The organism is Sphingobacterium thalpophilum (assembly GCF_038396785.1).
Taxonomy (GTDB): Bacteria; Bacteroidota; Bacteroidia; order Sphingobacteriales; family Sphingobacteriaceae; genus Sphingobacterium; species Sphingobacterium thalpophilum_A.
This window is the reverse complement of sequence record NZ_CP151087.1, coordinates 5,000,544-5,018,358: the sequence shown is the minus strand read 5'-3', so window position 1 is coordinate 5,018,358 and position 17,815 is coordinate 5,000,544. Positions and strand designations below refer to the sequence as shown.

The window sequence follows — 17,815 nt, the reverse complement described above, 5'->3', positions numbered from 1 at the left end:
AAATGTACCCTTCAAAAATCGAAATTTTCTTGCAATGCCCGGGTGTTTTTATTGATTTTTATTTATTTCTTTTAATTTTGCTTTTATGCTTCATTTCTCATGAAGTCGAACTGATCCGGAATCCTTCCCTCAGTTCTTCATTAAAAAATCACGACAGACTATGTTTTTTATTTTCAGTATCTACGACTTTGTATTAGCAGAAAAAACGGTAACCGCAACCTTAAAAAAAGAAAACGCGCCACGAAATTTCACCTTACAGATTATTACGCCAGCCCGTCGGTTTATAGGCCTACCTTTTGGCGGTGGATTTGTTAAACTTTCCAGACTTTACGACGAACAAGGAAAATTGATTCACGCGCGGAATTATTCAGATGAATTAAAAGCAGAGATCAAAGCGTTCAAAAGTCAGTATAGCATCCCCTATTTTCAGTTATGGAAAGGATTTCTAATTGTCACTGCGGCAATCCTTATCTGGGCAGTCATTTATGGGGTAAAGAATAAATTGGGCAATCAACAACGGGAAAAAGAAGTTGCTCAGATGGTTGATAATTTGAAGCAACTAAAGGCAGGTCAACTTTATGGCGCTACTTTTTTTACCGATCAGGACGGTAACAGTATAAATGGACTTCCTGCAGGTTGGATAAAAATAGATAAAATACTGGGCGACACTATTTTTATACATCGTTCAAAGCAGCTCGACACAAATTCGGCACTTTTTGACATGAAGAACATTGCTTCGTTCAGGCCCCAATCGACCGATGAATGGCAGGAAAAAACGGAAAAAATGGATTTAAATCTATTGAAAAAACAGCTCGAGGATGCTGCGACAAAAAAAGTCGATCTGCTCTATATCGGTAAAGACCACGAGAAATATTCAGGTGTTATATTGACGATAAAAGGTAGCGAGTAAACCTTATTTCTAGGTATAAACAACGTATTGACTTTTCAGCGCAGACAGATCATGCGGCTGGGTCCATACTTAAAAACTCAAGATCGGACGTTTTAAGCAGCGGCCGATCTTGAGTTTTTTAAGTACTGGATTTTTTCTTTTAGTACTGGATTTTTTCGTCAATATCGTATTTCATACCCGGATAGTGCAGCAACCTTCGCATCAAGGCAATCTGACCGGCCAGATAATCCTCCCGTCCGATACACATCCCAATGAAATTTAGCTTGTCTTCCTCAATAAAAGGGATATTCATATTAATCTTAAATAGTTCAGCCAGCTGCGTATCGTCCACTTGCAGCAAAGCAGCATAGACTTTCGGTGATATCGATTTAAAATTTTCTTTTAATTCCTGCACACTGGGATAGTGATAACTTTCATCGAGTGTCTTTCCCATAAAAAATAGCTCATGGTAAGGATCATTTTCCTGAAGCCCAAGAACATGTGCCATTGCATAACGCACATTTACAAAATTACCCGCCATCCATACGATATGATTGGTCTGTCCATCAATTCGTTTTAATGCATCTTCTTCCGAAACGCCATCCAACGCATTCAGAAAAATTTGACTGTGCATGCGATAAGCAGGAATGATGATTTCTAATTTTAATGATTTCGGTTTATCCATTTCGTTTTGATTTTTTCAAATACTAAATAACTGATTTATACTAAAATTACAAGTTTCAATAGCGATTACACTTGTCGTAGGACAAGAAATAAAAATGAACAAAATTGATAGATCATTGCGAAATAAATTCTAAATTTCTACTAAATTGAACTTCTATCTTTACCACATGAAGATTTTGATCATAGAAGACGAATTGGAGCTGGCCAAAAGCATCGCTACGTACCTTAGCGAACAACACTATTTATGCGAATTTGCGCCAACTTTGCAGGATGCTCTGGACAAAATTCAGTTATACCAGTACGACTGTATCTTACTGGACATCGGCCTACCAGATGGAAATGGTCTGAAACTACTCGAAGAGTTGAAGACGCAGCGAAAGCAAGACGGTGTGATCATCATTTCTGCAAAAAATGCATTGGACGACAAAATCCATGGACTACAACTGGGGGCCGACGATTATCTGACCAAACCTTTCCATTTATCTGAACTCACAGCACGAATCTATTCCTTGATCCGTCGAAAACAATTCAATAGCTCAAATATTGTTGTGCAAAATGAAATACAGATTGATCTACTTGCAAAAACTGTTGTCGTCAATGATCTTCCTGTTGTATTGACCAAAAAAGAGTTCGATCTGCTGATGTTTTTTATTGGCAACAAAAATAAAGTAATTTCAAAAAGCACCTTAGCAGAACACTTGTCCGGCGACATTGCTGATATGCTCGATAACCATGACTTTGTCTATGCTCATGTCAAAAATTTAAAAAAGAAACTACAGGACGCCGGAAGTCAATCCTATATCAAAACGGTATACGGTACGGGCTACAAATGGGAAAATTAAAATAGTGAGATGAAACCCCTACTGAGCAAAATAACGACCCCATTTCTACTCTATGTATTGATTGTACTAGGTGTCAGTATTCCTGTTTATTATTTTGTAATCGACGGGATATGGAAAAGTGAATTAGACGAACATAACGAAATTATCGTCAAAAAAACAACCTACGAACTGAACAGTTTAAAACTGTCCGAAGACAAGCTCCAAGCCAGCATCGCTTTATGGAATAGCATACAACCTGAAACGAATATACATCAAGTAAAACCGGGCGATTTATTGCAAGATAGCGTGTATACCATCGAAAAACCGCAGCGTTTTGTCGAGCCAAAGACAATTGACCGATTTAGATGCCTATCATCTGTCATTCAGATCAATGGTGCGCCTTATCGTTTTACCGTACAAACAAATATTGAAGAATCTGTAGAAACCATCGCCGCCATCGCCGCAACAACGCTGTTTTTCTTTGTTATCTTGGTCATTGGTCTACTTATTATCTCCAGAAAAATATCACTTAGGCTCTGGAAACCATTTCGAGATACCGTTGATAAATTGAAGGCATTTAATCTCAATAGTCAACAACAGGTTGACTTTCAGCAAACGGACACCATAGAGTTCCATGAGCTTAATCAATCCTTATCCAAACTTCTTGAAAAAAACCTGGCCGTATACCGATCACAAAAGGAATTCACTGAAAATGCTTCTCATGAATTGCAAACACCCTTGGCAATCCTAAAAAATAAGCTAGATATCTTATTGCAGTACCCTGATCTAAGTGATGAGCAATACCAGCTCTTTGAAGATATGCATAAAGCGCTTTCACGTAGCACGCGAATCAACCGCAACCTGCTGCTGCTCGCCAAGATTGACAATAGTCAATTCGATCATTCCGAAAAAATCAGTATGGACTCGCTTGTTACACAAAGTATTGAAGTCATGCAAGAACATCTGGAGCTAAAACAGCTACAGCTGCAACAAGAGATCCAACCGTCGGTGCTGCTGACAGGAAACAGCAGTCTGACCGAAATCCTGATCAACAACCTACTCCTGAACGCCATACGTTACAGCAATGCCAACGATACACTTGCTGTACATCTCAATCAAACTTCTTTAACGGTATATAATCCCGGTTCAATGCCCTTAGATAAAATACTTTTATTCAAACGGTTTTCCAAACTTTCGAAAAACAGCCAAGGCAGTGGTTTAGGATTGGCAATTATTACCGAAATCGCCCGGTATCAAGGCTGGACTGTTGATTATCAATTTGAAAATAATCAACATATTTTTTCCATTCATTTTTAAAATTCCAAAAGTAGTCCTATTCTACGATCAATAACGGACATTGGGTAAGTGATGTCATCGCAGGACCGTGTAGAAAGTTTTATTTGCATATCCGTGTAAATTTAGCGTAGTTTGATACATTTGTAGGGACAATGCATGGATAGCCCATGATTTGGTATCATAGATAAACTTCGATTTATCGAAGTTTTTAACGTTTTTCTTTATATGAAGATTCTCCTAGTCGAAGATGACGTACGTGTCGCAGGATTGATCAAACGCGGACTTGATGAAAATGAATTTCAAACAGCTATTGCCTACGACGGCATATCTGGAAAGAAAATGGCCTTACAACACGACTTTGATCTTATCATAACCGATATCGTACTCCCTAAGATGGATGGATTGGATCTCTGCAAAGAAATTCGTCATATCAAACCCGATGTTCCCATTATCATGTTAACAGCATTAGGAACTACAGATGATAAAATTGAGGGTTTTGACGCCAGAGCGGATGACTATCTGGTCAAACCTTTTGAAATGCGCGAACTCCTAGCCCGCATCAGAGTCCTGCTCAAAAGATATCAAAAACAAGATACACTCACGGGAACAATTTTGCGTTATGGAGACCTGGAAATGAACCTCCATACCAAAAGCATCAAAAGGAATACGGTCGAAATCCATTTGACCCCCAAAAGAGTTCAAGTTACTCCATTATTTATTGCAGAATCCCGAGCGTGTCCTTTCCAGAATGGAAATTGCTGAAAAAGTGTGGGAAACGCATTTCGACACCGGAACCAACTTCATTGATGTTTACATCAACTATCTACGTAAAAAAATCGACAAAGATTTTGCGACCAGATATATCCATACCAAATCCGGAATGGGCTTTATTCTAAAACAAGACTAATGCCAATCAGGACACGAATCTCCATATTGTTCACGCTGATTACAGCCACCATATTGCTGGTATTTGCCTGTACAGTATATTTTTCAGCGGTGGAGAATCGGAAAAGAGAATTTTACGCCCTATTGAAAAAAGAAGCTTACACCAAAGCAAACCTTTTTTTGAATGCAAAAGTTGACAAAAAGACCTTAGAAGATATCTACCACAACAACCGAAAAATCCTCAACGAAGTCGAGGTTGCAATTTACGACACCCGTTTTGATCTCTTGTATCATGATGCCGTAGATATCGACTTTGTCAAAGAGACACCAGCCATGTTGCAGGATATTCTCAAAAATAAAGAGATACGATTTTATCAGGAAAAATGGCAGGTCATCGGCATAACCTTTCCGTACAAAGACAAAACTTACATCATCACAGCCGCAGCCTATGATCAATACGGCTACAATAAACTGAATAGTCTATTATCTACCATTTTTTTGGTTTTCATTTTGTCTATATTTCTGATCTATGCAGCAGGAATATTCTTTTCCAAAAAGGTCTTTCAACCTATCCTGGAAATGACACAACGTGTAAAAACCATTTCTGCAACAAGTTTGGATGCTAGGCTTACGAGTAGCGGAAATAAAGACGAGCTTTCCGAATTGGCCAGCACATTCAATGCGATGCTCGACCGCCTCGAGAACTCCTTTGATGCCCAAAAGCATTTTGTCTCCAATATCTCGCATGAGCTAAGAACACCCTTGGCCGCCATGATTGCAGAACTCGAGATTTCTGCCAATAAGGACCGTAGCATAGTGGAGTATAAAACTGTCATCGACAATACGCTAAATGATGCACAGAAACTGAAGAAGTTATTTAATAGCTTACTTGATTTTGCCAAAGCAAGCTACGACAGTGCTGAAATCGCGTTTAAAACCTTACGTATAGACGAAATACTAATTGATGCATGCCAGCAGGTTCTCCAGTCAAGTCCAAATTATAAACTCGACATTTTTGTCGATCCGGCGATTGAAGATGAAAAACTTCTATCCATCAATGCAAATGAGTATCTATTGCAGGTCGCCTTTGTCAACCTCATTGAAAATGCCTGTAAATTTTCACCCAATCAAAAATGCCTAATCGCTATCAAGGCGGATGAAAATAGGGTTCAGCTGGAATTTAAAGATGACGGAATAGGCATTGACCCGGTCGATCTGCCCAATATATTCACGCCATTTTATCGTGGAAGCAACAAAGATTATAGCGAGGGAAATGGTATCGGTTTATCGCTTACCCGAAAAATCGTGCTTCTCCATCAAGGCGAGATCAGCGTCCGCTCGGCAAAAGGCGTTGGAAGTGTTTTTAGCATTGATATCTCACATCGTTCCCTATCCTGATAGCATGCTATTTTTTTTTAAGTCTCCTTAACCAGCATATTGTGGTAAAGGAAAAATGTAGCACTGTCAGCTAAGCAGGAGAAATTCTGTTTTTTCTCAACTTTTTATACATGCTTTTCAAGGAAGGCGAAATCAGTATCAGCAAAAGTATGCTGATACTGATCATGGACATGATCTCATAATAATCCATGGCATATCGCACAAAGGATTGGATCTTGACCCGCTCAGCAACGAGCTTTAAGGCGGCTGTATGTTCCTTATACTGCAGTCCATGCTGCAAAATGCTGACAGATTCCTGCTGCAGGTACTCCCGAAATAAGGGATTGCCCACTTCCGTTTGGTCCCTAAAAACCTGCTGGTGCTGGGCATAGTCAAACAACTTGAAAAAATTCTGTAAACCGATACTGCTCGTGTAGCCTAGGTATCGGATAGCAAGACAGACCGCAGCCGCAGAAGCCCCCAATTGAGGGCTGACACTGGTAATGCAAAATAAGATGGTGGGCACCATAATAAGCCCTACTCCGAGTCCGTGTAAAACCAAAGGTATCCAAAAATGCGCATCATTACCCTGCCCCTCAAAGGAGAAAAACATCCATTGGTGAAACAGCAGCAAGCAACAATAGCCCGAAATCCAGATCCATTTTACGGGGCGTTGCCCAAGCATCCAATACAATGAGCCTAGAACACCAGCGACAATACCAGCAATATTAAACCACTGGATATAGGACAAATGAATAGGATCGAGTTGAATAACCTGTACGAGATATTGATTTGAGATGGTCAAGGAGAAGCGCTCGATATACATCATGTACAAAATCAATAAGCCCAAGAGAAAGTTCCTGTTTTTAAAAATCGCCAAATGAACATACACACGCCTGAGCACCATTTGCCGAACAATAAAAAGAATAAGCAACGTTAAACCTACCCCGAATATGATCAGCATATGCTGATCGTTAAACCAATAAACTTCTTGTCCATACACCATTAAATAGCCAAAACTGACGATCACAAGACTATAGAAAATGCAGCTTGCCCAGTCTAATGAAAACAGGGGGTAAGGACGTATATGCCGTATGGAGCGCATCGTTAGCATAATGAGCAATAAACCCGGTACAAATGATAATGCAGCGTATAGATAGAGCTGATCAAAATTGAATGAATCGATAAATTCAGCCGTAACAAACGTATTAAAAGGCGAGCTACATAATAATAGGCCGAAAAAAACAGCATAACTTACTTCCTTGGCCCGATCACTTTTCAACCTGGAAAATATCATGGAGATCGATAAGTTTACGGCAGAAGCAAACAACATACCTTGAAAAAAACGCAGCCCGTATACCCAGCTGATATCGGTGATGCTGTACATCAAAAAGCAATTCAATAGCTGTAGCAGATGAAAGATAATATAGTACTGCTTAATGGGAAAGTATAAAAAAAAGCGTCGTTCCAACACGTAGAATCCGACAAAACCAGCATAAAACAAAATAATCAGAAACTGGATGTCACTGGGTTGCGCCCCATAAAATCCAGCAGTGACATTTGTATTGGCCCCCGGCAGGAAAAATAAGACCATGCTAGGCATTAGACTACTAAACAGGATAAGCTTGATCAACCACTCCGGCACCCATTCTTTAAAAATTCCTTTCACTAGTTCTGATTTTTTGATACCGAGACATTTACATTCATTCCCGAAAGAAGCTGTTGGGCTCCCCTTTGCTTATCCAGCTCAATGCGAACAGGTACGCGTTGTACAATCTTCACAAAGTTGCCCGTTGCATTATCTGGCGGTAAAAGGGAGAATGCAGAACCTGTAGCTGGGGAGATGGAAATAATTTTGCCATAAAATTTCTGATCCGGATAGGCATCCGCCACCACCTCAACCCTATTGCCAAGATGTAAATAGCGCAACTGTGTCTCCTTAAAATTAGCCGTCACCCAGGTTGGGGTTTCTCTATTGACGATAAAGCCCAAAACTTCGCCAGCACTTATCATTTGACCTTTTTCAATCGTGCGTTTGCCAATCTGACCATCGTAAGGTGCACGAATAACGGTATAGCCAACATCAAGCCGCTTGCGGCCGACAGCAGCCGTCAAACGAACACGTTCGGCATCCACCACACCTTTTTTCATATCCACATCATGCACACGTTCTTGTGAAGCCTGTAATTTATGCTTTAACGAAGCCAGCTCACTCTTATACACATCCAACGTTGCTTTTACATCCTCCAGTTGCTGAGCCGTTGCAGACTTTTCCTGAAACAAATAATTATATCGATCATATTCCAACTGTTGCTTGGTTACCCGAGCCTCCCCGGCAGCAATTGATGTGCGTAAAGATTCATGTTCCGCCTGTAGAATTTCCTTTTGACTATGAAGAACATTGATCTCTGCAGCTTCCTTATTGACGGATGCCGCTACCTGATCAGCCTCATATTTATATTCCTTATTATCTATAAGCAACAAGGTATCACCCCGTTTAACCAATTGATGATCGTGATAATGCACAGAAACCACATATCCGCCTACCCGGGAAACAATGGGATTGATATACTGCGTTACCTGTGCATCATTTGTGTAGGTATACCGCAGTCGCATCCATAATGCTTGAGCGCCCCATAACAACAAAGCCAACAAGACAATTCCAGCCAACCAGTTGGTGATTCGAGTGAGTTGTGCCTCCACAACTGTTCTTCGTGATTTAGGTTTCATTAGATAGTACCCTTCAAAAATTCGATAAAATAATAGTGTTTCTGTATCGCAATATGTGCGGTTTCAAGATCAAAAAGTGTTTTTAGGTATTGCATATCAGCATCTAAGAGATCTGTAATCAAAGCCGATGATTTAAAATACCTGTTTTTTATAATTCGTGCATTTTCCTGCGCCAAAGCCTTATTGTTTTGACAGACGTCCTGCTGCTTAATAGCCAATTGATAATCCAACAGGGCCTGTAACAGCTGATTTTCCAGAATCTCCTCTTCATGATGGTGTTTTACCTCTTGTCGATCCAATGCGATCTGTGCTCCGCGCACCACGTTTTTATTGAGATAGATAGCCGAGATCGGTATGTTTAATTTGAGCCCTGTGATACTCAGATTATACCAGCTGGGATTATAGGGATACAAGAAGACCTGTGGATTGGCAAAGGTAAATGTACTGGTCAAACCCAACTCAGGAAGATAATTTGATCGCGCCTGTTTGACCGACAGTTTCTTCAAAACAACTTCCTGTTCGGATTTTAGAAGGGAAAAAGCATGGCTTCGCGCTTCGGCAACAAGCGCTTCATAGCTGGGGCTTTCCACTTTAAAAGGTTCGGTCAAGGGGATAATCTCTGCTGTAATACCGCCAATTAGCTGCAGCTTCTGATTTGCAGCCTGAATATCATGACCGATCTGCACGAGCAACAGTTCCCGCTTCGAAAGTTCCAACGAAATACGCAAGACGTCACTGTGTAATACCACGCCCGCCTTATACAGATGCTCAATCTCCTTGAGCTGTACCCGTTGATCAGCAATATCCTGCTCGATTAAAGATCGGTTACTATACGACAGTTCCAAATCCAAAAAAAGATTGCAAACCTCCAATTTCGTCTGTGCTGCGGCATTCTTCCAATCGATTCTAGCCAGCTCATTTTCCAGTTTTTTGGACTCTATTTTCATTAGGTCCCGATGCCCATTGTAGAGGTTCAGATAAAAATCCAGGCCGCTATCGTACAAGTAGTGAATGATATCATGCTGGGAAGGTTTATTTAAAAGCCCCTGGTCATATACAGGCATATTACTTGCATAACTAGCAGAAGCTCTGGCGGAAATCTTAGGGAGCAACTCCATGCGTTGCTGCTGTACTGCCACCTCAGTTTCTTTGAGCTGCAAATAAGACTGCTCGATGTATTTACTGTTCTGTAGCGCTTTGTCGATCATGTCTTTCAGGGACATGCGCAAAGAATCGAGGGCGAAGGTGTCCGAAATAACGCATACTAACAATCCCATGGTTAGTATGCCTTTTGCCCAATAGGGAGGAAAAAAGTTCACGTGTGCTATGTAATTTTTTTACGTAGCAAACTTAGACACTTATTGGAACTTGGATTTCTTCACAAACGCCAATATGTTACGAAAAAAAGACATTTTTTCATCAATTCAAACAAAAAGACCAATATCTGCCAAGAAGTCCTTACAATATCCTTTTTTACAGCACATAAAAAAGGCCTTTCAAATCGTGATTTGAAAGGCCTTTCTCGATGGTATAATAATAGATTATCCGTATAAGGAATCTTCTATTGCATTCCACAGCTGGATTCTTTTTTGTAGCGCAATTTTACTGATCTCTTTCATTTCCGTCCATTTAACCTCATCGTCCTTGGCAAGATCTGTGATCATCTGCATCGCCAACGGTCCATGCTCGTCGCCGTCAAGATCAATATGGCGTTGAAAATAATAAATAAAGCTATCCAGATTGGCTGTAGGAAAGTTTGTTTTAATTTCTTCCAAAATAGAGGTAAACATTCCCGGAATAAGGTCTTCACGTCCGAATGTAAATGCAGCAGCAATTTTATGCACCTCGCCCTCAGCAATCACTTCGAATGTAAAATTCAAAAAGTCTTTGATCCGCTTGTCCAATGTGGTTGTTGCAATGACATCGAATATGTTGCTCGATTTTTTGGCTTGAGCAATAAATTTGTTGACCAGATGAAGGTCGGCACCCATGGCACCCATGGCGTCCAGATACATCTCAAAGTGGCTCAAACGGCGGCCATCAATGTATTCATCCGACTCCTCAGCCAAGACAATTTCGTTGATTAGATAGCGTGTTGATGGATGCTCACTCGCAAACCAAGGTAAAGTCGTACAGGTCAATTTAATCTGTAAAGCTTTTAGTAAAGACATAAAATCCCATACAGCGTACACATGCCCTTCTGTAAAAGAACGTAGATTCTTGATCGTTTTGATCTTACGATACAAAGGGTGTTGCAATAATACCTCGCGTTCGGCAGCAATGTATTCGTTAATTTCCGCAATTCTATTCATGGCGCAAAAGTATTGTCTTATCTCTGTTTTTAAAAGTATTTTCGATGAGATTACAGTAACATGATAAATTTTTCGCCCAGCTATCCGCTTCATAACCAAATCACAGCCAACAACGCGCCTCGCCTTTGACCTCCCTATTCCTGTTGTTAGCGCTCATTTACCCTTAAAAACAAAAATATTTTTTATTATAAAAAATAATCTACTATATTTGTAGAGTATTCAGAATTGCATGATGCAATACCAACCGAGTGGAGGCACCGCGGTGGTAAATTAATACGGGTTTCGACCAAAATAAACGTCACAGAACGATTATTTTCCCAACAAGATCTGGATACAGTTTATGGTTTAATCCTTTAAATTTTTAAATTGTATGGCTACTACAACAAATCTTTACCAACACTTACTGGAAAAATTCAGTTATTACTCAACAGATGAACTGATCCAGCTCAACAATGACACGATTTTAGGACAAGGCTGGGGTTCAGCCAAGGCAACCTTTAGAACAGCTTTGATCAGTACGTTCTCCAAAAGAGGATTGGATCTTTCCAACATCATTTCCAAGGAAGACGGTTTTACCTCGGTGAAGCATGTTCCTGTACGCTTGGAACAGAATGTCCTGATTCCTTTACAATAATCTTTATCGGCAAAAAAAGGTAGGCCTAGCCTACCCTTTTGTCAATGAGTGATGATATTTTAAGGTATGATTGAGTGAATGTGCGGTCTGCCGGGCATCGTCCTGATAGGACGATAAATCTTGGCAGGCTCTGATATCTGCTACATCCACCTTGTTTCTTACTTTGCTGATGACCTGATTTAATTCCGATTTCCAGTTGCCCGGATCGCCAAAATCGTCCACCCAATTTTTGTTGATAAACCTTTTATAGTTCAAAAGCAAAATATACAATTCCTCACCACTGCCGGCGCGATTGATTGACGTGCGCCAGTTCTCTAATTTTTCTTTAAAACTCATAACCAGCAATATACAAAAAAATATTTGGATTCCAAAATAGTTGCATTTGAAACGGATAAGGATAACGAGAAATAAAATGATAAAATGATTAAACCTTCGGTGAATTATCTTGGTCATAAAGGAGGGATTCAATATAAATATCATATTATAAAACAGATACATTATGGCCTTTATCCACTTAAAAAATATGCTTGTTATTTCCTTTGCATTGCTATGTATATTGGAGAAAAGTATTGCTCAACAAGGTCGTCACAATAAAAGATCTACGTCTCAGACGACGTTTCGACATGACAGAGAAAACGATTATGTCAACATAGGCAACCGGATCTTCTACAGGGATAAGATGGTCGAAGGTGTCGATGCACGATCTTTCAAAGACCTTGGCAATGCTTATGCAATAGACAACTGGAATGCCTATTATCGTGGCGTTAAGATTAAAGATGTATCGCCACATTCTTTCCAATCACTTGGTTGGGGATATGCCAAAGATAGTTGGAATGCCTATTATCGTGGCGTTAAGATTAAAGATGTCTCTGCGCCCAGCTTTAAAATACTGGATGAAGGATATGCCAAAGACAGTTGGAATGTCTATTATAGAGGCAATCGACTAAAAGATGTATCCGACCAAAGCTTTGTTCTTCTCGGCGATGGATACAGCAAAGATAGCTGGAAAGTCTATTATTTTGGTCAGGAGATAAAAGATGCAACTGCTTTTACATTTAAATATCTGGGCAAAGGTTATGCGAAGGATAGCTGGAATGAATATTATAGAGGAAAAAAATTAGAATAGAAAATAGACCACGGGATTATTCTATTGAATAATTCCAATTTCCTAATACTTTCGGTATCTCCCAGGATTCGGCTTTGGTCTTGTAATTATTAAAGTGACCTTTTTCCCAAGTGGTAATATGGTAACCTTTACAGAACTTACAATAATAAGCCCTTTTGCAGGCATCTTTACCCATCCTGTGTTTGATACGTTTACCATCCAGTTTGTTTCTCATCCGGGATCTGAACTTAAAGTGAAGCATTGCCCATTGCGCCTCAATTAAAGAAGGAAATCCAACTTTACCAGTAGCTCGGCATTTCCAGGTATTGTCCCTTACTTTTTCCATAATCTATCTATTAAAGTTTACCTAATATATTTTATTGCTCTTTTTCTATTGGCACCTGCAACATGACCCATTCCCTGATATGCTTTGCAATCTTGTCGGACACCTCAAAATAGTACCGTCCCTCAAAAGGTATTTTGAGCACGATACGCAATCGGCCCCGTTTCAGTTGCTGGCAAGCTTGGATCATATCCAAGGGTATGGCTTTATCCCGGTCAATCTTCTGTACAAATCCCTTCGTGATATTAACAACTTCCTTTAAGCTGCGCTGCTCACCACAAGTCAGATTTTCGTCCATCGCAGTTTTTAAATAAAGGCTGACCATTCCATTTTTATAAGTAAAGATTCCTATATCCTTATAGCGTATCTTTTGGGACAAGATTTTATTATTGAGCAGGAATACCTCTTGCTCCAGATCCATGGATCTGCACATGGTTAAATCTATTTCATCCATGGAATCCACATCTCTATCTTCCCCTGCTGTTTCCAGGATCTCTTTCAGCTCTTCGATGCCCGGAGAAAGCAGCTCAATCTGCTCCTGGAGATCTATCGTTCTTGATTCCTGCTGCAGGATAGTTTCTTTCTGTTCTAAAATCAATATTTTTTGCCTGTGGTAAACAGCCACGTAGAAATAAACTGTATAGGACATGTTCAGGACCAAAATACCGCTAAATATGACCATTAAAGGAAACAGCAGCCATTCATCCTTCGCCTGTGGATCGGGGCCAATGATCCAGAACAATAAAAGTGTCGGAAGTATGCAGCAAAAAAATAATTGTATACCGGCGCGTTTTTCCGGGTTAACCAGCCAGTTCTGCTTTTTGTCCAATATCACGATAGCCAATCGTATATAGAAGAAAATAATCGCTACCATCAATACAAAAAATAGATAGCTATAGGTTACCGGCCAGTCTAAAAGCCATTCCGCCAAAGCGCCGCGATAGCCCAGATACCAACAGAATCCTCCAAAAATGAAAGATGCAATCAACTGCCAGATCCCATCGGGATACTGCACCGTCAATGTTCTATTATCCTGATATCTATTTTTGCTAAAACTTTTCATGTACAGACGACATTTTAATAACGCTATTAAAATTTACATACTTATTTTTGTTATATAAATTTAGCCAATTATTTATTAAACGATGTCCAACTAACTTAAATCAATGCTTTTGCATCGTTTTACGGTTCAAATAATTCCCCTGCTGGATGAAAAAATTAATTCTTTGTTGCCAGAAAATCCTATTTCGCTGTCAAGAAATTAGCCCTCATTGTAAAAAATTGACCTTCATTGAAATGGTTGGGATATTCACTGAAATTTCATGCTATAGTGGGTAAATTTATAGCGTAAAACTTCACTGATTATTAAACCATAAATCATGAGGACGATAAAGAAATTTAGACTGCTATTTAGCCGCAATTATGTATTTATTGCAATTGCTGTACTGATAACCTTATATGGGATTTTCTGGGCCCGGACACATAGCGAGCGCGTCTATAGCATCGGGGCAATGATCATTCTTATCCCATTTCTGGAAATGCGTGGCCAAGAACGCGCCATGCAGCTTTTCGTTATCTTTTTTGTCTGTATTCAGGTCAGCAGCATAGCACTATTTGACCGCCTTCCCTACCAGCTGCTGATCAGCTCGCAACCCTTTTGGACAGCTGTAAAAAAGGGCATACCGACAGCCTTTATCATCTGCGCGATGGCAAATCTGTTTTTCTGGAGAAAGACAGACCTTTTCAAACTTTATGGGATCCAATTTCCCATCATGATCATTGCATGTGCCTGGTATATCCGTATGCTGCTGATCATGGCTAATTGCCAGCATATCCCAAATGCAAAAGCTGTACGCATACCCGCCATTGTTATCCAGAAATGCCCTGTTTGCTGTGACCTATACGAACTATGGTTTTCGTTCAATTATGAAGGCCAGGAAGAAAAAGTTTCGATTAATGTCAATCCCCAACTACATGAACAGACCAACGAAGGAGATTCACTCATACTTCAGATGCATCCCGGGAGATTTGGCTGGCCGTGGTACCATAAAGATATCAAAAGGAGGTACAGATGATCGTAAGTTTACAGAAGCTGACAACGCTCATAGAAGCTTTGGTTTATCTTGATAACAAAGATATTCCAAACCATTTGGGTGAGATCGCCGAGGCCTGCAATACTAATTTTGCATTGGCACTACAAGCCCATCGGAAGATTATTCAGGTAAATAATGCCCGTCAGGCTATCCAAATTTACCATACTCAATTGTTGCGGCTACACTCTTTGTTGTATAGCTTCTGTAACGTGCGTAAAATTGTGAGTTCTGCAGCGCTATTTGCCCTAGAAGAATTACTTGAGCGAATCGAACAGCTCTTTAAAAAAGATATTGATCCCTATACGCCGCTGCCGGAGCATTATCACCTGAGGCTGCATGAATATGTATACGAACATATGCCCTATATCCTGGATAAGTTGGCTCAGAAAAGCATACCTAAAGCCTATCTCACCGAGATCCTTTCGGGTATGGACAGCCTATTTGAAAATGGCAAGATTCCCTATATTCAATACCGACATCAGGACTACCTAACCAAAATGATCGAATCACTTTGCCAATTGGCTGAAGACAAGCGCCAGAGTAAAAACTGGCATTACCGCTTTTTGATTCTGATGGTCAATTTCAATTTTAACCACATGGGCTTCTTCAATCGCTGGAAAGAACTTTACAATTCAGACCCATCCTTTATGGATGCCTTGTTACGCTTCCCCAAACACTTCTCCTGTATCCCGGACTTTGCATATGATAGCAACCGTAGGAGCTTGCTCAAGTTGATGCGCGGGTACATGGAGGATGAAAAAATCTCTCCATCAGCAACAATGCAGGATTATCCCCAACAATTTATTCAAAGCAATTTTAATGGCAAAGAGCTCAAACTTTGGATGCATATATCTGTAAAAGCGAACATTATGTGGTCGTCAGAGAAAAAAGAAGTTGCCGAGGTATTTTCCAGGCTCGTCAAAACGAGGGAAGGCACCTTACTTTCTGCGCATAGTCTGATCCGGATGGACAAAAGCGCCGAGTTTCATACAGCGCTCCGTATCCGCAAGGTATTGAATACGATGCTTGACGAACTGAATAGACAGTTTCCTGACTTAAATAAATAAAACATAAAAATTTAAAAAAAAGGGGGTATGCCACCGCTACACCTCCTAAATGTGTTCATTCTACCCATCAAAAACAGTCCTAGTTATGCGAAAACCGACCGTTTTACCAAGAATTCCCCGCTGATCTTTTTACCGCATAATACATCTTCATTACATCCCAGTCTTTATTTAAATCCAATAGAGGCAGGTGCACTTTCCAAATTAACCATTTCGCTACACCTACGCCGGCCTATTTTCCATACTACCTTTGTTTTATAGCGTACGAGAAAGTAGAAGCTGACGCTCAGGCAGGCCGCTGTATCCAATGGAGGGGGCAGGTACGGCGCCCTGTTTTTGAAACGACGAAAAATAATAAAACAGCGATAGGAAATAATAAATACCATGATCTAAATAATAAAAGTTATGGAAAGGAATAAAAACAGCAACATGATATACAAGGTGATCCGGGCAGCAATGATACTTTTTTGGGTCTATGTGGGGATGGATAAACTCTGGCAGCTCGGTGCATTCAAGATCGCCCTTGAGCAGCAGCCTCTGATCAGTTATCTGGCTCCGGTCATCTACTGGCTACTTCCGCTTATAGAAATCGGTGTTGGCGTATTCCTGGCGATACCATCAGCGAGGTTGAGCGCCCTGGGATGGAAAGTTTCGGCCATACTGATTTTCGTTTTTAGTATTTATATCGGTCTGGGGGTATTGAATGTATATGAAAAGAAACCCTGTATGTGTACCAGCTTTTTGAGCAATATTTCTTGGATAAAGCATCTTTTTGTCAATCTCGTCATTCTAGGTCTTTCGATAACCGGATGGCGATTGCATCGTAAGACGATCAACTACGGCGAGCGTGCACTAACAGGCCGAACAAATATCGCATTATTCCTGATAGGCTTTATGGCAACGGGAGCCATCAGTTACTGTAATATCCACTATACGAAGTCAAAGGATATTTGGTACGCACCAGATAGCATTTACGACTATCAACAGCCCAATACTGCCAGCAGCAATGTAAAAGGTCTGCTGGTATCCACATACGATCGGTACACAGGACCGTACCGACAATTATTTACCAAACGTTTGCAGGCTAGCAGCTTTCCTCATCAATTGCAGGCCTGCAGTACAGAAAGGAGGGTAGCATTATGCTAACCAAATTTTTAAACAATTATGGCTACATGATATTAGGCGGAGCCATGATTATCGGATTCTCAGCATTTAAAGGTGCTGAAGCTTATGCAGGGAAAATAGATAACCCTGTAACAATCTACTTCCATGGAAGCACCAGTTCTTCGTCAGATGTGCAAAATCAATCACTTTGGACCGAAACGCCAAATGATGAAGACTGCGGGTCTGGAAATAATGCAGCATGCGCCATGGAGGCTGACGCTTCTGATCTTACGGGTACCCCTGGTTCTCGTTCTTTAAATCCGAGCAGGATTACACTGAATGCGAATGCAGTTGGTTCGCAATTCATTCCGTCAAAAAATACGGCGGCGAGTAATCCTAGTAGCCAACCTATATCTCCAATTAATAAGTTATAGGCTTGGAAATGCAGTTTTAACTATGTTTATACTGCAAGAATGCC

Annotated in this window: 20 protein-coding genes and 1 riboswitch; of the genes, 12 read left to right on the top strand and 8 right to left on the bottom strand. The window is 40.4% G+C overall.

Annotated features, from left to right (window positions below; all coding sequences use genetic code 11):
• The first annotated feature begins 160 nt into the window (after positions 1–160).
• Positions 161–910: a hypothetical protein gene (locus AACH28_RS22170; RefSeq protein ID WP_341831525.1), complete on the top strand. Its 750-nt coding sequence runs from the start codon at positions 161–163 to the stop codon at positions 908–910.
• 139 nt (positions 911–1,049) lie between these two features.
• Here AACH28_RS22170 and AACH28_RS22165 read toward each other — a convergent pair whose 3' ends face one another.
• The gene (locus AACH28_RS22165) at positions 1,050–1,574 is read right to left on the bottom strand and encodes a DinB family protein (RefSeq protein ID WP_145329622.1); all 525 of its coding nucleotides are present in this window, start codon (positions 1,572–1,574) and stop codon (positions 1,050–1,052) included.
• A 166-nt stretch (positions 1,575–1,740) separates the two neighbouring features.
• Here AACH28_RS22165 and AACH28_RS22160 point away from each other — a divergent pair, with 166 nt between their 5' ends.
• From AACH28_RS22160 to AACH28_RS22140, 5 genes are all read left to right on the top strand, one after another.
• A complete protein-coding gene (locus AACH28_RS22160; RefSeq protein ID WP_088162590.1) occupies positions 1,741–2,415 on the top strand; it encodes a response regulator transcription factor in 675 nt (224 codons plus the stop codon).
• 9 nt (positions 2,416–2,424) lie between these two features.
• Entirely contained in the window at positions 2,425–3,711 is a 1,287-nt protein-coding gene (locus AACH28_RS22155) for a HAMP domain-containing sensor histidine kinase (protein WP_341831524.1), read from the top strand.
• Positions 3,712–3,915: 204 nt separating this feature from the next.
• A complete protein-coding gene (locus AACH28_RS22150) occupies positions 3,916–4,452 on the top strand; it encodes a response regulator transcription factor (RefSeq protein WP_341831523.1) in 537 nt (178 codons plus the stop codon).
• Positions 4,439–4,597 (top strand): winged helix-turn-helix domain-containing protein, encoded by a 159-nt coding sequence (locus AACH28_RS22145; RefSeq protein WP_239468812.1) that lies wholly within the window; start codon positions 4,439–4,441, stop codon positions 4,595–4,597. The genes AACH28_RS22150 and AACH28_RS22145 overlap by 14 nt, the downstream gene beginning before the upstream one ends.
• The gene (locus tag AACH28_RS22140; protein ID WP_341831522.1) at positions 4,597–5,973 is read left to right on the top strand and encodes an ATP-binding protein; all 1,377 of its coding nucleotides are present in this window, start codon (positions 4,597–4,599) and stop codon (positions 5,971–5,973) included. Before AACH28_RS22145 ends, AACH28_RS22140 begins: the two co-directional genes overlap by 1 nt.
• A gap of 70 nt (positions 5,974–6,043) precedes the next feature.
• Here the strand turns inward: AACH28_RS22140 and AACH28_RS22135 are convergent, their stop codons facing one another.
• The 4 genes from AACH28_RS22135 to AACH28_RS22120 form a co-directional block, all read right to left on the bottom strand.
• Entirely contained in the window at positions 6,044–7,621 is a 1,578-nt protein-coding gene (locus AACH28_RS22135; protein ID WP_146753141.1) for a beta-carotene 15,15'-monooxygenase, read from the bottom strand.
• A complete protein-coding gene (locus AACH28_RS22130; protein WP_112375805.1) occupies positions 7,621–8,682 on the bottom strand; it encodes an HlyD family secretion protein in 1,062 nt (353 codons plus the stop codon). The genes AACH28_RS22135 and AACH28_RS22130 overlap by 1 nt, the downstream gene beginning before the upstream one ends.
• Positions 8,682–10,001, bottom strand: coding sequence for a TolC family protein (locus AACH28_RS22125; protein ID WP_204990979.1), 1,320 nt, complete (start codon positions 9,999–10,001; stop codon positions 8,682–8,684). Before AACH28_RS22125 ends, AACH28_RS22130 begins: the two co-directional genes overlap by 1 nt.
• Positions 10,002–10,223: 222 nt before the next feature.
• Positions 10,224–10,994, bottom strand: a complete 771-nt coding sequence (locus tag AACH28_RS22120; protein WP_341831521.1) for a DUF3050 domain-containing protein — start codon at positions 10,992–10,994, stop codon at positions 10,224–10,226.
• Between the two features lie 210 nt (positions 10,995–11,204).
• Positions 11,205–11,298: riboswitch (SAM-I-IV-variant riboswitch) on the top strand.
• A gap of 66 nt (positions 11,299–11,364) precedes the next feature.
• Here AACH28_RS22120 and AACH28_RS22115 point away from each other — a divergent pair.
• Positions 11,365–11,628, top strand: a complete 264-nt coding sequence (locus tag AACH28_RS22115) for a 5-oxoprolinase (RefSeq protein ID WP_070567048.1) — start codon at positions 11,365–11,367, stop codon at positions 11,626–11,628.
• 30 nt (positions 11,629–11,658) lie between these two features.
• Here the strand turns inward: AACH28_RS22115 and AACH28_RS22110 are convergent, their stop codons facing one another.
• Positions 11,659–11,964: a hypothetical protein gene (locus AACH28_RS22110; RefSeq protein ID WP_075993880.1), complete on the bottom strand. Its 306-nt coding sequence runs from the start codon at positions 11,962–11,964 to the stop codon at positions 11,659–11,661.
• A 163-nt stretch (positions 11,965–12,127) separates the two neighbouring features.
• Here AACH28_RS22110 and AACH28_RS22105 point away from each other — a divergent pair, with 163 nt between their 5' ends.
• A complete protein-coding gene (locus AACH28_RS22105; protein WP_115049991.1) occupies positions 12,128–12,754 on the top strand; it encodes a DKNYY domain-containing protein in 627 nt (208 codons plus the stop codon).
• 16 nt (positions 12,755–12,770) lie between these two features.
• Here the strand turns inward: AACH28_RS22105 and AACH28_RS22100 are convergent, their stop codons facing one another.
• Together AACH28_RS22100 and AACH28_RS22095 are read right to left on the bottom strand one after the other, a co-directional pair.
• On the bottom strand, positions 12,771–13,079 hold the full coding sequence (locus AACH28_RS22100) for a hypothetical protein (RefSeq protein WP_112375799.1): 309 nt from the start codon (positions 13,077–13,079) through the stop codon (positions 12,771–12,773).
• A gap of 31 nt (positions 13,080–13,110) precedes the next feature.
• Positions 13,111–14,139 carry a hypothetical protein gene (locus tag AACH28_RS22095; RefSeq protein WP_341831520.1) on the bottom strand — a complete coding sequence of 343 codons (1,029 nt, stop codon included), beginning with the start codon at positions 14,137–14,139 and terminating at the stop codon, positions 13,111–13,113.
• Positions 14,140–14,455: 316 nt separating this feature from the next.
• Between AACH28_RS22095 and AACH28_RS22090 the strand changes: the two genes are divergently transcribed.
• The 4 genes from AACH28_RS22090 to AACH28_RS22075 all read left to right on the top strand — a co-directional run bounded on the left by AACH28_RS22090 (position 14,456) and on the right by AACH28_RS22075 (position 17,771).
• The gene (locus AACH28_RS22090) at positions 14,456–15,151 is read left to right on the top strand and encodes a hypothetical protein (RefSeq protein WP_341831519.1); all 696 of its coding nucleotides are present in this window, start codon (positions 14,456–14,458) and stop codon (positions 15,149–15,151) included.
• The gene (locus AACH28_RS22085; RefSeq protein WP_341831518.1) at positions 15,148–16,236 is read left to right on the top strand and encodes a hypothetical protein; all 1,089 of its coding nucleotides are present in this window, start codon (positions 15,148–15,150) and stop codon (positions 16,234–16,236) included. Before AACH28_RS22090 ends, AACH28_RS22085 begins: the two co-directional genes overlap by 4 nt.
• 402 nt (positions 16,237–16,638) lie before the next feature.
• Positions 16,639–17,379 carry a MauE/DoxX family redox-associated membrane protein gene (locus AACH28_RS22080; protein ID WP_286775129.1) on the top strand — a complete coding sequence of 247 codons (741 nt, stop codon included), beginning with the start codon at positions 16,639–16,641 and terminating at the stop codon, positions 17,377–17,379.
• A complete protein-coding gene (locus AACH28_RS22075; protein ID WP_341831517.1) occupies positions 17,373–17,771 on the top strand; it encodes a hypothetical protein in 399 nt (132 codons plus the stop codon). Before AACH28_RS22080 ends, AACH28_RS22075 begins: the two co-directional genes overlap by 7 nt.
• Positions 17,772–17,815 lie beyond the last annotated feature (44 nt).